This window comes from Bradyrhizobium sp. BWC-3-1 (assembly GCF_032917965.1).
In the GTDB taxonomy this organism is placed as follows: domain Bacteria; phylum Pseudomonadota; class Alphaproteobacteria; order Rhizobiales; family Xanthobacteraceae; genus Bradyrhizobium; species Bradyrhizobium canariense_D.
On sequence record NZ_CP136625.1, the window covers coordinates 4,544,582 to 4,560,889 of the forward strand.

At 64.0% G+C, this 16,308-nt stretch carries 20 protein-coding genes; 8 read left to right on the forward strand and 12 right to left on the reverse strand.

Annotated features, from left to right (window positions below; genetic code table 11):
* Positions 1 to 37 precede the first annotated feature (37 nt).
* Together RX329_RS22020 and RX329_RS22025 are read left to right on the forward strand one after the other, a co-directional pair.
* A complete protein-coding gene (locus RX329_RS22020; RefSeq protein ID WP_085353162.1) occupies positions 38 to 280 on the forward strand; it encodes a type II toxin-antitoxin system VapB family antitoxin in 243 nt (80 codons plus the stop codon).
* Positions 280 to 675 (forward strand): type II toxin-antitoxin system VapC family toxin, encoded by a 396-nt coding sequence (locus tag RX329_RS22025; protein ID WP_085384631.1) that lies wholly within the window; start codon positions 280 to 282, stop codon positions 673 to 675. Before RX329_RS22020 ends, RX329_RS22025 begins: the two co-directional genes overlap by 1 nt.
* A 113-nt stretch (positions 676 to 788) precedes the next feature.
* Here RX329_RS22025 and RX329_RS22030 read toward each other — a convergent pair whose 3' ends face one another.
* The 4 genes from RX329_RS22030 to RX329_RS22045 form a co-directional block, all read right to left on the reverse strand.
* On the reverse strand, positions 789 to 1,826 hold the full coding sequence (locus tag RX329_RS22030; protein ID WP_317244210.1) for an aspartate-semialdehyde dehydrogenase: 1,038 nt from the start codon (positions 1,824 to 1,826) through the stop codon (positions 789 to 791).
* 219 nt (positions 1,827 to 2,045) lie between these two features.
* Complete coding sequence (locus tag RX329_RS22035; protein WP_204511270.1) at positions 2,046 to 2,648, reverse strand: PepSY domain-containing protein; 603 nt, start codon at positions 2,646 to 2,648, stop codon at positions 2,046 to 2,048.
* Between the two features lie 247 nt (positions 2,649 to 2,895).
* A complete protein-coding gene (locus RX329_RS22040; RefSeq protein WP_317246438.1) occupies positions 2,896 to 3,642 on the reverse strand; it encodes a TetR/AcrR family transcriptional regulator in 747 nt (248 codons plus the stop codon).
* A 133-nt stretch (positions 3,643 to 3,775) separates the two neighbouring features.
* Entirely contained in the window at positions 3,776 to 4,960 is a 1,185-nt protein-coding gene (locus tag RX329_RS22045; RefSeq protein WP_085384037.1) for a patatin-like phospholipase family protein, read from the reverse strand.
* 227 nt (positions 4,961 to 5,187) lie between these two features.
* On the opposite strand from RX329_RS22045, the gene tgt reads away from it, so the two are divergent.
* Complete coding sequence (tgt, locus tag RX329_RS22050; protein WP_317244211.1) at positions 5,188 to 6,336, forward strand: tRNA guanosine(34) transglycosylase Tgt; 1,149 nt, start codon at positions 5,188 to 5,190, stop codon at positions 6,334 to 6,336.
* 15 nt (positions 6,337 to 6,351) lie between these two features.
* Here the strand turns inward: tgt and RX329_RS22055 are convergent, their stop codons facing one another.
* Positions 6,352 to 6,570, reverse strand: coding sequence for a hypothetical protein (locus RX329_RS22055; RefSeq protein WP_026233474.1), 219 nt, complete (start codon positions 6,568 to 6,570; stop codon positions 6,352 to 6,354).
* A 199-nt stretch (positions 6,571 to 6,769) separates the two neighbouring features.
* Between RX329_RS22055 and cysK the strand changes: the two genes are divergently transcribed.
* Positions 6,770 to 7,747: a cysteine synthase A gene (gene cysK / locus RX329_RS22060; protein WP_317244212.1), complete on the forward strand. Its 978-nt coding sequence runs from the start codon at positions 6,770 to 6,772 to the stop codon at positions 7,745 to 7,747.
* A 3-nt stretch (positions 7,748 to 7,750) separates the two neighbouring features.
* On the forward strand, positions 7,751 to 7,993 hold the full coding sequence (locus RX329_RS22065; protein ID WP_007610629.1) for a BrnA antitoxin family protein: 243 nt from the start codon (positions 7,751 to 7,753) through the stop codon (positions 7,991 to 7,993).
* 75 nt (positions 7,994 to 8,068) lie between these two features.
* On the opposite strand, the gene RX329_RS22070 is transcribed toward RX329_RS22065, so the two are convergent.
* On the reverse strand, positions 8,069 to 9,499 hold the full coding sequence (locus RX329_RS22070) for a caspase family protein (RefSeq protein WP_317244213.1): 1,431 nt from the start codon (positions 9,497 to 9,499) through the stop codon (positions 8,069 to 8,071).
* A gap of 204 nt (positions 9,500 to 9,703) precedes the next feature.
* On the reverse strand, positions 9,704 to 10,579 hold the full coding sequence (locus RX329_RS22075; protein ID WP_317244214.1) for a DMT family transporter: 876 nt from the start codon (positions 10,577 to 10,579) through the stop codon (positions 9,704 to 9,706).
* 151 nt (positions 10,580 to 10,730) lie between these two features.
* Between RX329_RS22075 and RX329_RS22080 the strand changes: the two genes are divergently transcribed.
* Complete coding sequence (locus RX329_RS22080; RefSeq protein WP_247392007.1) at positions 10,731 to 11,129, forward strand: RidA family protein; 399 nt, start codon at positions 10,731 to 10,733, stop codon at positions 11,127 to 11,129.
* 52 nt (positions 11,130 to 11,181) lie between these two features.
* Here the strand turns inward: RX329_RS22080 and RX329_RS22085 are convergent, their stop codons facing one another.
* The 3 genes from RX329_RS22085 to RX329_RS22095 all read right to left on the reverse strand — a co-directional run bounded on the left by RX329_RS22085 (position 11,182) and on the right by RX329_RS22095 (position 12,803).
* The gene (locus tag RX329_RS22085; RefSeq protein WP_317244215.1) at positions 11,182 to 11,727 is read right to left on the reverse strand and encodes a hypothetical protein; all 546 of its coding nucleotides are present in this window, start codon (positions 11,725 to 11,727) and stop codon (positions 11,182 to 11,184) included.
* Entirely contained in the window at positions 11,672 to 12,016 is a 345-nt protein-coding gene (locus tag RX329_RS22090) for a hypothetical protein (protein ID WP_018457970.1), read from the reverse strand. The genes RX329_RS22085 and RX329_RS22090 overlap by 56 nt, the downstream gene beginning before the upstream one ends.
* A gap of 199 nt (positions 12,017 to 12,215) precedes the next feature.
* Entirely contained in the window at positions 12,216 to 12,803 is a 588-nt protein-coding gene (locus RX329_RS22095; RefSeq protein ID WP_018457969.1) for a formyltransferase family protein, read from the reverse strand.
* A gap of 187 nt (positions 12,804 to 12,990) precedes the next feature.
* On the opposite strand from RX329_RS22095, the gene RX329_RS22100 reads away from it, so the two are divergent.
* On the forward strand, positions 12,991 to 13,179 hold the full coding sequence (locus tag RX329_RS22100) for a hypothetical protein (RefSeq protein WP_317244216.1): 189 nt from the start codon (positions 12,991 to 12,993) through the stop codon (positions 13,177 to 13,179).
* A gap of 437 nt (positions 13,180 to 13,616) precedes the next feature.
* On the forward strand, positions 13,617 to 13,853 hold the full coding sequence (locus tag RX329_RS22105) for a hypothetical protein (RefSeq protein ID WP_026233472.1): 237 nt from the start codon (positions 13,617 to 13,619) through the stop codon (positions 13,851 to 13,853).
* Between the two features lie 3 nt (positions 13,854 to 13,856).
* On the opposite strand, the gene RX329_RS22110 is transcribed toward RX329_RS22105, so the two are convergent.
* Together RX329_RS22110 and RX329_RS22115 are read right to left on the reverse strand one after the other, a co-directional pair.
* On the reverse strand, positions 13,857 to 14,159 hold the full coding sequence (locus RX329_RS22110) for a hypothetical protein (RefSeq protein ID WP_085353143.1): 303 nt from the start codon (positions 14,157 to 14,159) through the stop codon (positions 13,857 to 13,859).
* A 91-nt stretch (positions 14,160 to 14,250) separates the two neighbouring features.
* Positions 14,251 to 16,299, reverse strand: a complete 2,049-nt coding sequence (locus RX329_RS22115) for an acetoacetate--CoA ligase (protein WP_317244217.1) — start codon at positions 16,297 to 16,299, stop codon at positions 14,251 to 14,253.
* Between the last annotated feature and the right edge of the window lie 9 nt (positions 16,300 to 16,308).

Consider the following 16,308-nt stretch of genomic DNA (forward strand, 5'->3'; position numbering starts at 1 on the left):
TATATTGCTCATACGTTTTGCATGGATCGAGTGGCCGATGAACATCCGTTCCGCGAAAGTAGATGAGCTTGCCCAGCGCCTCGCCCGCCTGACGGGGGAAGATATCGAGACGGCGCTCGAACGCGCCATCGAGGAGCGCTTGTCTCGCGTGGCATCGCCGGCGGTCGATAGGAGGGCCGCCCTGACGTCGTTCTTCGAGCGAACCGCTGGCTTGCCCGTTCTCGATTCTCGGCCTGCAGACGAAATCCTCGGCTATGACCGTTTCGGGCTGCCGTCCTGATGGTGCTGGATACGTCTGCGATCGTCGCGACCGTCACCAACGAGCCAGATGGGCAGCGCTATCGGAAAGCCATGCTGGATGCTGCCAGCCTGTCGATGTCAGCAGTAGCAATCCTGGAAACCAAGATCGTTCTCTCTGCTCGCTTCGGAGCATCGGCCGTGAAGTTCTTCGACGAATTGCTGGAGACTGCCGGGATTGTCGTAGTGCCGTTCGACGCAGACATGGCGAAAGGCGCGTTCGAGGCATTTCAACGCTTCGGCAAGGGTCGGGGGACATCCGGCGCAGCTCAACATCGTCGATTGTGCGGTCTACGCTTGGCGAAAGCGCGTTCGCAACCGCTGCTCTTCAAGGGAGCCCACTTTGCTAAGACAGACATTCTCCCCGCGTTGACCTGACCGCGCTGTTTGCCATTGTAGGGTGGGCAAAGCGAAGCGTGCCGACCAACTTTCTTGATGCGAAGTGGTGGGCACGGCGCTTGCGCGCCTTTGCCCACCTTACGCATCTTCCGTTACGCCATCATCCGCTGCGGCAGGAGCTCCGCGATCTGCACCGCGTTGAGTGCAGCGCCCTTGAGCAGCTGGTCCGCCGCCACGAACATCGAGATCGAATGTCCGGAGGGGTCGCTGAGGTCCTTGCGGATGCGGCCGACCAGGACGTCGTCCTGGCCCGAGGCATCGATCGGCATCGGGAAGTAGTTCCTGGCACGGTCGTCGACGACCTTGACGCCGGGCGCTCGTGCCATGATGACGCGGACCTGGTCCTCGCTGATCGGCTTCTCGCATTCGAAGGTGATGGCCTCGCAATGAGCCCGCAGCACCGGCACGCGCACGCAGGTGACGCCGATCGCGATGTTGTCGTCCTCGAAGATCTTGCGGGTTTCGTTGATGACCTTGGTCTCTTCGTCGTTGTAGCCGGTGTCAGGGTCGATCGCCGTGTTGTGGCTGAAGAGGTTGAAGGCGTAGGGATGCGGCATCACCTTCGGCGTATAAACCTGCCCGTTGAGATTGGCGCGGGTGGACTCGACCAGCTCGTCCATGGCGGCAGCGCCGGCGCCGGAGGCCGCCTGGTAGGTCGAGATGATCACGCGCTTGATGCGGTTGCTCTGGTGGATCGGCCACAGCGGGACCAGCGCCGTGATGGCGGCGCAGTTCGGGTTGGCGATGATGCCCTTGTGGTCGCGGATGCGGTTCGCGTTGATCTCGGGGATCACCAGCGGCACGTTCGGGTCCATGCGGAAGGCGGAGGAGTTGTCGACGACGACGGCGCCGGCCTTGACCGCGATCGGCGCGAACTTCTTGGAGATGCTGCCGCCGGCGGAGAACAGGGCGATGTCAACGCCCTCGAAGGCGCGTTCGGTCAGCTCCTCGATGATGACGTCTTGCCCATGGAACGACACCGTCTTGCCGGCCGAGCGGGCGCTCGCCAGCGCCTTGAGCTTGCCGACGCGAAAGCCGCGCTTGTCCATGGTGGCGATGAATTCGGCGCCCACCGCACCGGTGACGCCGACAATCGCGACGACGGGATCGTTACTCACTTTGTCCTCCATTGAATTGCGATCTAAACAACAAAAAAGCCCCGGACCATCATGGGCGGGGCTTCGGTAGAGTGGATTGCGTTCTAGTCGACGACTACACGCGCACGCCTCCCCGGGCCCCGAAGGCCGTGGTGGTTTTAGTCGTGCGTTTGGTGGTCGCGAACATGGCGGGAGCTTATGCGGGAGAGTCCTGCCCCCGTCAATGGCTTTTCGGCGGGATTGGGGCTGCCGCTATTTGGTCCGGGCGCCCGGCGGTTCGAGGATGACCTCCTTGAGGTTGTCGCCACTGATGACGACGATCGCGAAATTCAGCCGGCCGCGTTCGCGCACCAGTCCGCCGCTGATGGCTTTGCCGGAGGCCGCGCGCTCGGCGACGTGGACGGCATCCGCAAGTCGGTGCTTGATGGCACCGAGCGCTGCGAGATTGCTGCGATCGTCGAGGTCGAGCTCGGCGAGAGGGAGGGCGGCTTCCCCGCCGACGAGCTCGCCGGTCGCGGCATTGATGGTGTGGCGCCAGATCCGGTCGTTGTGCAGGGTCTTCACCCGGTAGACCGGCACGCCTGAGGCTCCGTCGAAACTCACATCCGCCGTGGTGGCACCGACGTGGCGGGCTTCCGCAATCGCCATGGCCTGGTTGATCGAGATCGACGAGCTGCGGAAGCGCTCGATCTCGCGGCTGACCGCTTGGCGGTCGACCTCGGCGTCACCATCTGTGTCGCTGTGAAGGGTGGTCGGCGTGCCCGTGCTCACGATCGCCCGCGCCGGCGCTGCGAGGAGGAGTGCGGACAGGGCGATCGCGAGCAGTCCCGAGATCCGTCGTTTGGCCGTCGTCATGCTCGAACCCTCGGCCAGCGAGTATGCCGGATGATCGTCAAGAATTTGCGGCCGACCTTGGGCATCGGTCGGCCGCTGAGCGTCGCGACGGGCTGTACCGCCGCGACGATCGAAGCGGTGCGGACCTCTTGGGGCTGGTGAAAAAGCGATCCGCATCGCCCTATAATTAAACAATACCGTATCGTTTTGTTTCGGTCAACGGCGCGGCCACGAGATCTCCTGGAAAGATCGTAAGCTCACGGAATTGTCAGCGCGATGGGCGCCGCCGCTGCGTGCCCTTGGCGGCACTCTGGCTGCCGTCCGCTGATCCCAGCGCGCCTGCCAGGAACAGCTTGATCGCAGCGCGCATGCGCTTTTCCGCCGCCTTCATCTCCGGCGGCGTTCCAAACGTCGCCAGACGATGGTTATGACCGACGACGACGTCGAGAAACACTTCCGCCGCGATGGTGGTGTCGTCGACGTCGAGCGCGCCTTGCGCCACCAGATGGTCGAAGAAGCGTGCCGTGGTGGCGACGGCCTTGAGCCAGCCTTCCTTCTTGCCGAGCTTGGCGATGTCGGGAAAGTTGATGGCCTGCGACGTCATCATGCGGCTGAAGGCGACGGCATCGGGTCCGCAGGTGAATGTCAGCATCTCGCGCCCGATCTCGACCAGCCGTTGCTCGACCGAGATATCCGAGGCGCTGCCGAGCTGCGTCTCGGCTGCCGCGGACAGCGGTGCCAGCCATCGCGCGATCTCGCGTCTCAGCACGGCTGCAAACAGGCCGCGCTTGTCGCCGTAACGGGCATAGACGGTGGGCTTGCTCACTCGCGCGGCTTCCGCGACCGCATCGAGCGAGGTCGCGTCAAAGCCGCGATCCAGGAATAGGCGGGTGGCGACCTCGATCAGCCGCTGATCGCGCTCGATCGCGGCGCTTTTCGTCGGCCGGCCGCCGCGCGATTTCGGCACCTCGCGCCGCGGCGCCGCCGGTCTTGTCCTGGTCGCAGTCAATCCCATGCCCAATGATTCCTGCGCGGTCGTGACATCAGTCATTGCTCTATAACGCGCGGCAACGAGTGCGTCATGGCTAATCTGGCCGAATGACCGCATCGTCAACCGTCTCGGCACGGCCCCGTTCCTCACCGAGCGCTCACGGAAGCGTCGAAGTCCAGGCCTCGCCCGAAGCCGCCTTCTCGTATCCGTACTGATACAGCGCTCGCATATAAGCGGTGTCGAACCCTTCCGAGGGGGCGGCCGGATAATCGCGCGCGATATAGGAGAGATGGAAGCCCAGGCGGTTGCGCTTCGCAAAATCATAGGTCGAGAAGATGATCGACCGGGTCTGCGACTGGGTGATCGACGACAGGCTGCGGGAGGCAACGTCGATGGTGCTGTTGGAGACGAGCTCGAAATTGCGTTCGATCTTCTTGTTGACGAGGATGTAGATGTCCAGCTTCGCGGGGCCGGGCAGGCGACTGCCCTGGAAAAGCAGGGCTTCCGGCAGTGTCAGCACCGGGGCCGTCACGCCGCCGTCGACATGCATCTCCTGAAATCTGCGGCCCTCGCCTTCGGCGTCGATCATGATCGGCGGAAACACCAGCGGGATGCTGGCGGAGGCCGCCATCACGTCGCGAAACAGCTTGAGCGCCTCGGACGTGCCGACCGCGGCGATCTTGCCCATGTCCCAGATCGCGGTGCGCTGGGTGTCGAGATCGGTCGTCACCACCAGCAGCCTTCGGCCCTTGGCGTTTTCACGAGCGACTTGCGCCATGATTTCGGGGCCGACATAGCGGGCGACGAGCTCGCGCAGCCGCGTGTTGCCGAACAGGCCGGACCCGAACAGCACGCGCATGATGCTGGGATCACTCAAGAGGCTCTCCGCGACACCGCTGGTGTAGACCTCCTTCAACGTGTCGTCATATCGCGAGCCGAGAAACGCAAAGGGCGCAATCAGGCCGCCGGTGCTCACGCCCGAGACCACCGAGAAGGTGGGACGGGTTTTGGCCGCGGTCCAGCCGTTGAGCACACCGACGCCGTAGGCGCCATCTGCGCCGCCGCCTGACAGCGCCAGGTAGGACTTCGTCGCGGTGCTGGTGTCCTTCTCGAAATTGAATTTCGTGATGGGTTCGTCGGCGTAGCGCCGCAGGCCATCAATATCGAGCACGCGCGATGTGCTGGCTTCGGTGGCCGTATAGGGCGTGCGGGGCAGGGAGGTGCAGGCGCCGAGCGCCAAGCTGCACGTCAGGACCAGCAATCCGAACAGGCGGGCGCCGGTCCACCTCGTCCAGCCATGCGAACGGCCGGCTGGGTCAGTCGAACTTGAAGGGAGGGGCATTGCGGTGGCTGGCGATCACGCATCTACCGCCGCCGGCAACATCGCCGCGGCATCTCGTCCAGCCCAAGGTAAAACTACACTGTATCGTTTTGTTTAACAAGCGTCGCAGGCGCACAATTCCGTGTCCCCCAATATTTGCACCCATTGTCCCAGTCTGATGCATAAGCCGGCCGAGGCATCGCCCGAGCGGGTTGATCGGCCTGCTCCGACACGCAATAAGCACCGTCATGAATCGTCCTGACACCGGTCTGCCCAATCATTTCGAACTGCTCGCCACCGATGGCGCCGCGCGCACCGGGCGCCTGACCACGCCGCACGGCGTGGTGCGCACGCCCGCCTTCATGCCGGTCGGTACCGCCGGCGCGATGAAGGGCATGCACTGGCGCGAGGTGCGTGAGGCCGGTGCCGACATCGTGCTCGGCAACACCTATCATCTGATGCTGCGTCCCGGCGCCCAGCGGATCGCGGCGCTTGGCGGCTTGCAGACATTCACCGGCTGGAACGGGCCGATGCTGACGGATTCCGGCGGCTTCCAGGTGATGTCGCTGGCGGATCTGCGCAAGGTCAGCGAGCAGGCCGTGACCTTCCGTTCGCATATCGACGGCGCCAAGGTCGAGCTGTCGCCGGAGCGCTCGATCGAGGTGCAGCGTTTGCTCGGCTCCGATATCGCTATGCAGATGGACGAATGCGTGCGACTGCCCGCCGAGCGCGCCGACATCGACCGCGCGATGAAATTGTCGCTGCGCTGGGCCGAGCGAAGCAAGCGCGCCTTCGAGAGCGCGCCCGACGGCTACATGCTGTTCGGCATCGTGCAGGGCGGCGACATACCCCAGCTTCGCCATGCCAGCGCGCAAGGCCTCATCGAGATCGGTTTCCATGGTTATGCCATTGGCGGCCTCGCCGTCGGTGAGCCGCAGGCGGTGATGCTGGCGATGATCGACGAGACAGCGCCGCTGCTGCCGAGAGAGCGGCCGCGCTACCTGATGGGCGTCGGCACACCCGACGACATCCTCGAGGCGGTCAAGCGCGGCATCGACATGTTCGACTGCGTGATGCCGACGCGCAATGGCCGGCATGGCGTTGCCTTCACACGCTTCGGCCAGGTGAATTTGCGCAACGCGCGCCACGCCGACGATCCCCGTCCGCTCGACGAAGAGAGCTCCTGGCCGTCGGCGCGCAGCTACGCGCGCGCCTATTTGCACCATCTCGTCAAGGCGGGCGAGACGCTGGGTGCGATGCTGCTGTCCGAGATCAATATCGCTTATTACCAGTTCCTGATGCAGGGCATCAGGGACGCGATCGCACAGGGAACGTTCGAGGAGTTCTATCGGCGTACGCGCGAAGACTGGGGGAGGGGCGACATCGCCCCGCGCTAGGTCAAGTGCAAAACGTCAGTTGCAGACGAGGCGCTGCTTGACGGAGTGCTTGGTCACGAAGCCGTAGCCGCAATTGTCGCAGGTCCAGAGATAGCTGATCACGTGTTCCGACAAATACGCAGAACCTTCGGCGGCGATCATGGAGTCGGCGCAGACGGGACAGGCCGGCAACTCACTGCAACGCGGAGCGCGGTTCGGTGCGACGGTCGACAACACTTCAGCGACTGCTGACATCGTGGTGACCTCCCAGCTTGAGACCTAAGTCTAACATAAGCAGAATCAGTTGACGAGGTCGCAACACAAATGCGTTGGTTTTCTGATAATTATTGCTCACGCGATTTTGCGATGCAGCGTATTTAACATGTAACGCAATCTCGCTTGCGTGTCGCCGCAGGCTGTCTAGAAGCACAATCGTCGCCACAGGGAGTTCAGCATGGACGCATCGTCCACCACGGGTGCAGCGCACCAACCCGGCCGCGGCCGGATCTATGACTCGATCGTCGATGCTTTTGGCGACACGCCGATCGTGCGCTTGCGCCGGCTGCCGGGCATGCATGGCGTGAACGCGACCATTTTGGCAAAGCTTGAATATTTCAATCCCGCCGCAAGCGTGAAGGATCGCATCGGCGCGGCCATGATCATCGCCATGGAGAAGGCCGGAATCGTCAAGCCCGACACCGTGCTGATCGAACCGACCTCCGGCAATACCGGCATCGCGCTGGCCTTCGTCGCGGCGTCGCGCGGCTATAGGCTCAAGCTGGTCATGCCGGAGTCGATGTCGATCGAACGCCGCAAGATGCTGGCCTTTCTGGGCGCGGAGCTGGTGCTGACACCGGCCGCGCAAGGCATGAAGGGCGCGATCGCGACGGCCGAAGAGCTGTTGAAGACGACGCCGAATTCGGTGATGCCGCAGCAGTTCAAGAATCTCGCCAATCCCGAGGTGCACCGCCGCACCACCGCGGAGGAGATCTGGAATGACACCGCCGGCAACATCGACTTCTTCGTCGCCGGCGTCGGCACCGGGGGCACCGTCACCGGCGTCGGCCAGGTGCTGAAGCCGCGCAAGCCCTCGCTGCGCGTGGTTGCGGTCGAGCCGGAGGAGAGCCCGGTGCTGTCGGGTGGCCAGCACACGCCGCACAAGATCCAGGGCATCGGTGCGGGCTTCGTCCCTGACATTCTCGATCGCTCGGTGATCGACGAGATCGTCAAGGTCAACTCGACGACGGCGATCGAGACCTCGCGGGCACTGGCGCGGCATGAGGGCATTCCGGGCGGCATCTCCTCGGGCGCCGCGATTGCCGCGGCCGTCGAGATCGGCAAGCGACCCGAAGCTGCGGGAAAGACCATCCTGGCTATAGTGCCGTCCTTCTCCGAGCGGTATCTTTCGACGGCTCTGTTTGAGGGAATCTAGGACATGGCGGATCAACCACCGAGGCGGCCGCGGACGTTGGGCGACGCCAGGACGGAGGCCGAGGCGGCGTTCAAGAAGGTGACGGCGAAGGTCGCTGCGGCGCCGCCAAAGCAGAACGTGGCGCCGGGGGTCAAGGAGCAGGTCACGCTGCGGATCGACCAGGACGTGCTGGAGCATTTCCAGTCCGGCGGGCCCGGCTGGCAGGACCGCATCAACGAGGCGCTGCGAAAGGCCGCGGGGAAGTAGACGCCAAAGCTTTGGTTATTCGCAACGAAAAAGCCCGGCGCGAGCCGGGCTTTTGTATCTGCGATTGGCCTCGCCTCAGCGGCGGAACATGCCGCCCATCATGCCGCCGACGACACCGCCGACGAAGGCTGCGCCGGCAGGATCGCCGCCGCTGCTGCGATGGGGAGCCGGTGCGGGCGCGCTGCTGGCCGCGGGGGCGGCGGCCCGGCGGGCTGCCTTCTGGCTGTTGTCGCTCGCGGTCGGCGGGCCGGCCACGACTTCCGAAAGCAGAGCCTTGTGCTGGAGCTTGTTCAGGTAGCCAGACGCGGGATAGCCGCGCGCCGCCTGCCAGCGCTTGAGCACCGACCGGGTCTCGTCGCCGAAGATGCCTGTCTGTTTGTTGTCGAAGCCGAGCCCGCCCAGGCGACGCTGAACGTCGCGGCGCTGGTTCTTGTCGAGTCCGATTTGGTCCTCGGTAAGCTGGGTGGCCTCTTCGGTGAAGGTCGCGGGATCGACGCCAGCGGTGAGGGTGCGCGTCGCGGTCGAGGGGCCGCTCTTGATGGCCGCGAGGCGTGCCAGCGCAAGCGCCTTGAACTGACCGTTCGGATAGGCGGAGAGGTAAGCGTTGAGCTCTTCCGACTTATTGCTCTCCTTGACCGAACGCCAGTATTCGAGCTCGACACCGTCCGAGCTGCCGCCCGTCGCCATTGGCACGCTGCCAGCAGCCGTCGGTGCCGCATTGGCGACCTGCGTCGTCGGAGCCTGGTTGAGATAGACCGCGCCGGTCAAATTGGTGTGGCCCCAGGGCAGTTGACCCTTGTGGGTCTCCTCGTTGACCTGGGCGCGGACCGACGTCATCGCCTGCTGGATCTCGACACCAGGCTTGGTGATGTTGTCGATGAGCGCACGGGTGAACGGGCTGTTGTTGCCCTCCTGGCCGTCGAGCGCGGTCTGGCCCGGGCCGGTGGCGAACGCGATCAGCGTGCCTTCGCCGGATTTCATCTCGGCTAGACCGCTCTGCACGTTGACGCTGCGGGTCGCGGAGTTCGACTTGATCTTGGCGGCGAACGGATTGTCGCGGCAGGCGTCAAGGAAGACCAGCTTGACCTTGGCGTCGCCCATGGTCTGCTCGAGGGTCAGATCGATGTTGATGGCGGCACCGAGCTTGACGTCCATCTCCGACTTGATGTCGGCGTCGACAGGCAGAAGATAATTGGAGCCGCCGACCGCGATGCCGTGACCGGCATAATAGAACACTGCGACGTCGGAGCCCTGCGCCTTGCGGCCGAAGTCCAGCAGCTTCTCCGTCATCTGGTCGCGCGAGAGGTTCGAACCTTCGATCACCTCGAAGCCGACATTGCGCAGCGTTGCCGCCATCGCCTTGGCGTCGATCGGCGGGTTCGGCAATTGTGCGACGTTCTTGTAGGTGCCGTTGCCGACGACGAAAGCAACGCGGCGGTCGGCCTTCGCGGCACTGATCGACAGTGCCATGCACATCAGCGACGCGAGGAGGGTGAGAGTGCGCATCTGGAATCCCCAACAGAATCGAAATTGCAGGCAGCAACGAATTGGCAACGAACTTACATGAAGTGCCCGCCTCGGCGCCACCAAAACGGCAGTTCGTCGCGTTCAACCCGCTGCTGTGTGGCAGAATGTGCACGATGGAATATCCTTCCAACGTGATCTAAATCACACGGCCACTTGGTTTTGTCGCGCGAGGCGGCGCGAGGTTCAGCGTGCGGGAGCAGGATCCGCCGGAGCTGGCTTTAGATTCAGGAGATTGCCGAACAGGATCAGCGCGGCGCCGACCACCGTCCAGGTGTCAAGCCGCTCCGAATACAGCAGCCAGCCAGCGGTCGCGGTCAATGGAACTCGCAGGAAGTCCATGGGAACGACGATGGTCGCATCCGCATAGCGCATCGCGCTGGCGAGGCAGTAGTGCGAAAACGTGCCGCAGACGCCGATCACGCCGACCCATGCCCAGACATAGGCGGAGGGCCACGTCCAGACGAACAGCGTCGGAATGAAGCCTGCGACCGATTGCACCACCAGCATCCAGAACAGGATCGACAGTGCGCTTTCGGTACGGGTCAGCGATTTGACGAGCACCATGGACACGCCAAAGCCCATCGCGGCGCCGAGTGCGATGAGTTGACCGAGATTGATTTCGCCGGTGGCGGGTCGGACGATGACGATCACACCGAAAAGGCCAAGCGCGATGGCGGCGATCTTCCACGGCGTCATGCGCTCGGAGAGGAGGCTCGCTGCGAGCAGCGCCGTCCAGATTGGCATGGTGAACTCGATAGCCACCACTTGGCCGATCGGGATCAGCGTCAGCGCGAAGAACCAGCCGAGCTGCGCAACATAGTGCACCAAATTGCGCCCGATGTGCTGCGGCAGGCGCGACGTCCTGAGCACTTTGAAGCCGCCGGCCCGATAGATGATCGGCGAAAGCAAAAAGAATCCTAGCAGCGAACGCACTTCCATGATCTGAAATACATTCAGCTCGCGCGTGGTCTCGCGCCCGGCGACCGCCATGACCAGCATCAGCGACAGCCAGCCAGCCATCCACAGGGCAGCCATCGTTTTGGACGGTGTCGTGTTCATCGGCGCGGGTGTGAGAGGCGAGGGTCTTGAGGGAAGGCCGGTATCGGCGACATCCTCGCCGTTTGCAACGGTCAAATCTGCCGGTGCAGCGATGCAGGGCGCCGTGCTAAGGCATCAGTGAACAACGAGAACAATCGGGAGATCTTCGCTCATGCACATCTTGCAGCCGGCCGAGTGGAAAAAACCGCGCGGCTTTTCCCATGGTGTCGTGGTCGAGGGGCCGGGCCGCTGGGTGGTGCTGGCCGGGCAGACCGGCGGCGACGAGACTGGCAATTACGCGCCTGACATGGCAGCGCAGGTCGGGACCGCGCTGAAGCGGATCATCAAGCTCCTGGGCGAGGCCGGCGCCGGCCCCGAGCATATCGTCCGCCTGACCTGGTACCTGACCAGCCGCAGCGAATATGAGGCAGCCGGGGCCGGCATCGGCGCGGCCTGGAAGGAAACGCTGGGGCGCAATTTCCCGCCCTCGACCTTGCTCTACATCGGCGGCCTCGTGGACGACCGGGCCAAGGTCGAGATCGAGGTCACGGCGTTCGTGCCGGGCACATAAAAAATCGACCGGGCGAGATCGCCGGGTCGATTGTCAATCTATTCGTATCGGCTTAGCGCGACAGCGAGATGTTGGCGCCGCGGAACTGGCTGTCGGCGCGCATCGTGACGTTCTGCTTGTTGCCGGACGTCTTCAGCGAAATGTTGGCGTTGAAGCCGGCAGTGGAGGCGAGCAGCTCATAGTTTCCGCCGGCGCCGCGACCCGAAAGGGAGCCGCTGATATTGCGGCTGGCCTCGGACCAGCTGCCCGCGATGGCGCTGCCTTCAGCCCTGACGTTGGCGCCGAGGTTGAACTTGTAGGCGTCGCTGGCGCAGGTCAGAGACAACTCCATGGTCGGTCCGATCGGAGCGTATTTCGCCCGGCAGCGGATCCGTTCGGTCGAGCCGTCATCCAGGGTGACCGTGCCTGAGCCGCTCCAGCTGCCGGCCAGCGGGGCGAACGGGCCGGACTGGGCCTTGCTCTCGGAGTTGGCAATTCCGGCGGCAAACATAACGGCGGCCGCGATCAGCAGCCGCCGGCCCACACCGCCCGTCACGATTTTTCTATTGGCGCGATGCTTCCCACCGCCCGCTGCACGGTATGCCTGCAGATGCTCCATTCCACTTCCCCGATCCGGCGTTGCCGCTGAGTTGACCGTTGGCATATGCACCATTGATCGAAACTTTCACAAGTCCCCCGCTGCCGATGGTGCCGGAAACGTTAGCGCCGGGCGCGGTGATCTTGCCGTCGGCAACCGTCAGCAAGGAGCTCGCGGTCGGCTCGCAGGTGCCGCTCTTGGTGACGATGGTGACGTGCCAGTTGCCGTCATAGGGGGTCTGGGCAAAGGCGGGCGCGGCGAGGGTGGTAACTGAGGCGGCACAGAACGCCGCAATGCGAGCAAAACGCATAAAATCCGTCCTTGAATTTGTCTGATATGCTGACCCTTATTCGGGCCAAATGTGACGGAAATTTGGTGCAGTGCCAAATCGAAAATTGTTCCTGTGGGAACAATGGTTTATTTGGGTTTCAGGCTGGGATTCTTGAAGCAAAATCAATGCCCCGTCACGTTAAGAGTAAACGTCAGGAGATCGACTCAGGAAAAGGGCCTCAGGAAAGACTTGGCGCTGAAGTCGCGAACTGCTCGTCTTGAGTCTTGGACGGCAGCGCCTTGTGGACCTTGGCATAGTCGATCACGTCGGCCAGCAATTTGAGCCCGAGCGGGGCCAGCGCGCGCTCCCACAGTTCCCGCGCCGTCTCGCCCTTCTTGACGAAGCACCACTCCTGGGCCGCGATGGCGCCAGCGTCCATGCGATCGGCGAGGTGATAGATCGTGCCGCCGGCGATCGGATCGCCTTCCTTGATGGTCCATTCCACGGCCGCCTTGCCGCGGTGACGCGGCAGCAGCGAGGGATGATAGCCGATCCCGCCCAGCTTCGCTGCCTCAAGCGCGTCCTTGCCGATCCGGGCGTGGCTGTGCGCGGTGACGATCAGATCGGTGTCGGGGGCGATCTCGGAGGCCACCACCAGTTTGGGATTGGCCTGGACCACGACGTCGATGCCCGCCGCCTTGGCTGTTGCGGCGAGACGATCCTCGGCGTCGGCCACCACGACGCGCACGATCGAGACACCATGCTCCCGGAGCATGTTCAGGGTGGTCACGCCGAAATGGCGGGAGCCGACAAGAGTAATGCGCATGGGTGTCCGATCCGTCTCGCAACTGCGTCATCTCCCGATAACACGTCCGGACGTCCTGTCACCACCCGCGCTGGGTTTGCGCCGGTTATCAACAACGCGCCGGGCGAGGCTGCGCGATGAATTCCGCGATTGCGGTGTCGGCCGGTCCGGTGCTTCCATGCGCATGGCATCGGCTCGGAGTGAACGCATGCGGAGCGCGTGGTTTGTCCTTCTCGCGGCCCTGGTTGCAATCACTTCGGCGCGCGCTGGCGGACCGCCCTATCCCGTGGTTCCGCCCGAGGTCGGGGTGGCGCCCTTCATCGGCCCGACCTGGGACACCTATCGCTGCGCGGAAGGGCCGGTCACCAATTTTTATCACGGCGCCTATTACGGCTAAGGAGCCGCCGGCGCTCTATCGCGGCTACGCGTACCGGCCGCATTACCGCTACAGCGCCTACCGCAGGCTGCCGCGCAAATATTTCTGCGTCACAGACTAGCGTTGCCGCGCCGCCACGGTGGTGCGGCGAGTGCCGACGGCCGGTTCCTGTGTTTCGTTTTTAACAGAGAGACCCAGGATTTGCCGTTAGAACGTGGACCGACCGGGGCTGGCGACATTTCAACCCGCATCCGTTTTCGAACCCGGATTTGGCCGCTGGCGTGATCGCCAGCGGCTTTTTCATGCTCGGCCATCACGAAATCATCTGACGGTAACGTGATCTCAACCAGCTTGGCGTATCGACGAATCCGTCGCGGATTTGTATTGCGTACCGCGACACCGAGATTGTCGCGCCGGCGCGGGTGCGCCGTGCGGGCTTTTTCGCCGGGACTTATTTCATGCCGAGCGCGATTGAGCAGATCGTCGACGTCTATGTCCGGCTGAAGAACCGGCGCGGCCTCGACGAGCTGATGATGCACAGGCAACGGCTTGCAGTCGATCTGAAGAGCAGGTCCGGCTACGACTTCAGCCTGCCGATCGGGCAGATCGACGAGGAGATCGCGATCATCGAAGCCGGCCTCAGCCGGCTCAAATCGGGCGATATCGCCGCGACGGACGACGGCCGGCCAGTTTGACGTTCAGTCGCGCCGGCCACCGTCGATGACGGTGAACAACGGCCGCGCCTGGGTCGGCTCGACCAGCAATTCCTCCACCAGTGCGGTCGCCGCATCGACATATTTGCGCGTCGGCTTGTCGAGGGGACGCGTGGCTTCGTCGTCGAGCGCGACCTTGGCGGCCTCGACCAGCTTGCGCATTCGCGCCGCGTGGTCATCGCCCGCCGTCAGCGTCGCGCGGGCCAGCGAGCGCAGCACGAACAGCTCGCCCTCGAGGCGGAGCAGACGGTCGTTCAGCCTGGAGAGGACGGCGTTGAGGTCGGCCATGGCGCGCGTTCGCTGCGGAAGATGCATCCTGCTCTAGCGGCGATCGGTGAACGGAGTCCAAACGGCATCGGCGCAATTGCGGCGATCTCCCTCAAGTCTCGCTCCGCGCCAGATAGTCGCGTGCGAAGGCGAGATACCAGTCGAGACAGGCGGGATTGGCCATCGCCTCGCGGTTGATGACCTTCTCGACGGGCTGGCCGAGCAGCAGCTTCTTGATCGGCAGCTCCTGCTTCTTGCCCGAGAGCGTGCGGGGAATTTCGGCGACCGCAAAAATCTCGTTGGGCAGGAATCGGCGCGAGAGGCCGGCCTCGATCGCCTTGTTGATCTTCGCCTGCATCGCGCCGTCGAAGGCGACGCCTTCGCGCAGCACCACGAACAGGGGCATGTAGCTGTCACGGTCGAGATATTCGAGATCGACGACGAGGGAATCCAGCACCTCCGGCAAGGCCTCGATCGCGGAATAGAGTTCGCTCGTGCCCATGCGCAGGCCATGCCGGTTGATGGTGGCATCGCTGCGGCCATAGATGATGCAGGAGCCGTCCGGGTCGACCTTGAGCCAGTCGCCATGCCGCCACACCGGCCCACGGCCGGTGCCGTCGAAATTGTCCGGATAGGTCTCGAAATAGCTCGCGCGATAGCGCGCACCGCCCCTGTCGTTCCAGAAATAGAGCGGCATCGACGGCATCGGCTCGGTGCAGACGAGCTCGCCGACCTCGCCGATGACGGCGCGGCCCTGTTCGTCAAAGGCTTCCACGGCAGCACCCAGCAGACGGCACTGCATCGCGCCCGGCGTCTGCGGCAGTTCGCGATTGCCGCCAATGAACGCGCCGGCGAAATCGGTGCCGCCGGAGATATTGGCCCACCAGATATCGGCCTGCGCCTTGCTGCCGTTGGTCTTCGACAAGCCAGCGAAGCGGTTGTTGAACCAGGCTTGGGTGTCGGCGCTCAGCGGAGAGCCGGTCGAGCCGAGACATCGAAGCTGTGAGAGATCACCGGCGGCGACGAGGTCGACCTCGGCCTTGGCGCAGTTGGCGAAGAACGCGGCGCCCGCGCCGAAGAAGGTCGCTTTCGACTGCGCGACGAAGCGCCACAGCGTGGTCCAGTCTGGTTTGTCCTTGGCGCCGCCGGGGCTGCCGTCGAAGATGCAGCAGGTGGTGCCGCTGAGCAGGCCGCCGACCTGGCTGTTCCACATGATCCAGCCCGTCGAAGAGTACCAGTGATAGCGCTCGCCGAACGAGTTCTCGTGGTAGGAGCAGCCAAGATCGTTGTGCAGGCCGAGCAGCGCCAGCACCACGATGATGATACCGCCATGGCCGTGCACGATTGGCTTCGGCAGGCCGGTGGTACCGCTGGAATAGACGATCCAGAGCGGATGATCGAACGGCAGCCAGGCCGGCTCGAACGCGTCGATCTCCGCGCCGGTTGTTGCGATAATTTCGGAGAGCAGGGCGTCGGCCGCTGCGGGCGCGGCGGCCTCGCTGTGCAGGATGACGTGCTCGACCGTCGGCAGCGACCGCCGCAGCTCGGCGAGGACGTCTTTGCGATCGTGCCGGCGGCCGGCATAGGTGACGGCGTCGCAGGCAATCAGTACTTTCGGTTCGATCTGCTTGAAGCGGTCGATCACGGCGGGCGCGGCCATGTCGGGCGCGCACAGGCTCCAGATCGCGCCGATGCTGGCGCTCGCCAGGAATGCGATGATGGTCTCGGGGATGTTGGGCAGATAGGCGGCGACGCGGTCGCCGGGCTTGATGCCTTTTTCTTTCAGATGTAGCGCGAGCGCAGCCGCCTTGCGCCGCAGCTCCGGCCAGCTCGTCTCGCAAAGCCTGCCGTCCTCGCCACAGCTGACGATTGCGGGCAGGCCGGCGGCGTCAGCCGCGTCCACGTGGCGGAACACCTGCCGGGCATAGTTGACCTGCGCGCCGGGAAACCAGACCGCGCCGGGCATCTTGCGCTCGGTGATCACGGCGGCAAACGGCGTCGGCGATTGCAGATCGTAATAGTCCCAGATGGCGTGCCAGAACCCGTCGAGATCGCGCACCGACCATTGCCGCATCTCCTCGTAGCTGTCGAAGTTGAGGCCGCGCTTCTCGGCGAGCCAGGTGCGGTAAAGGGCGATCTGGGGAACGAAGGGTGAGGTCATTGCGTGTCG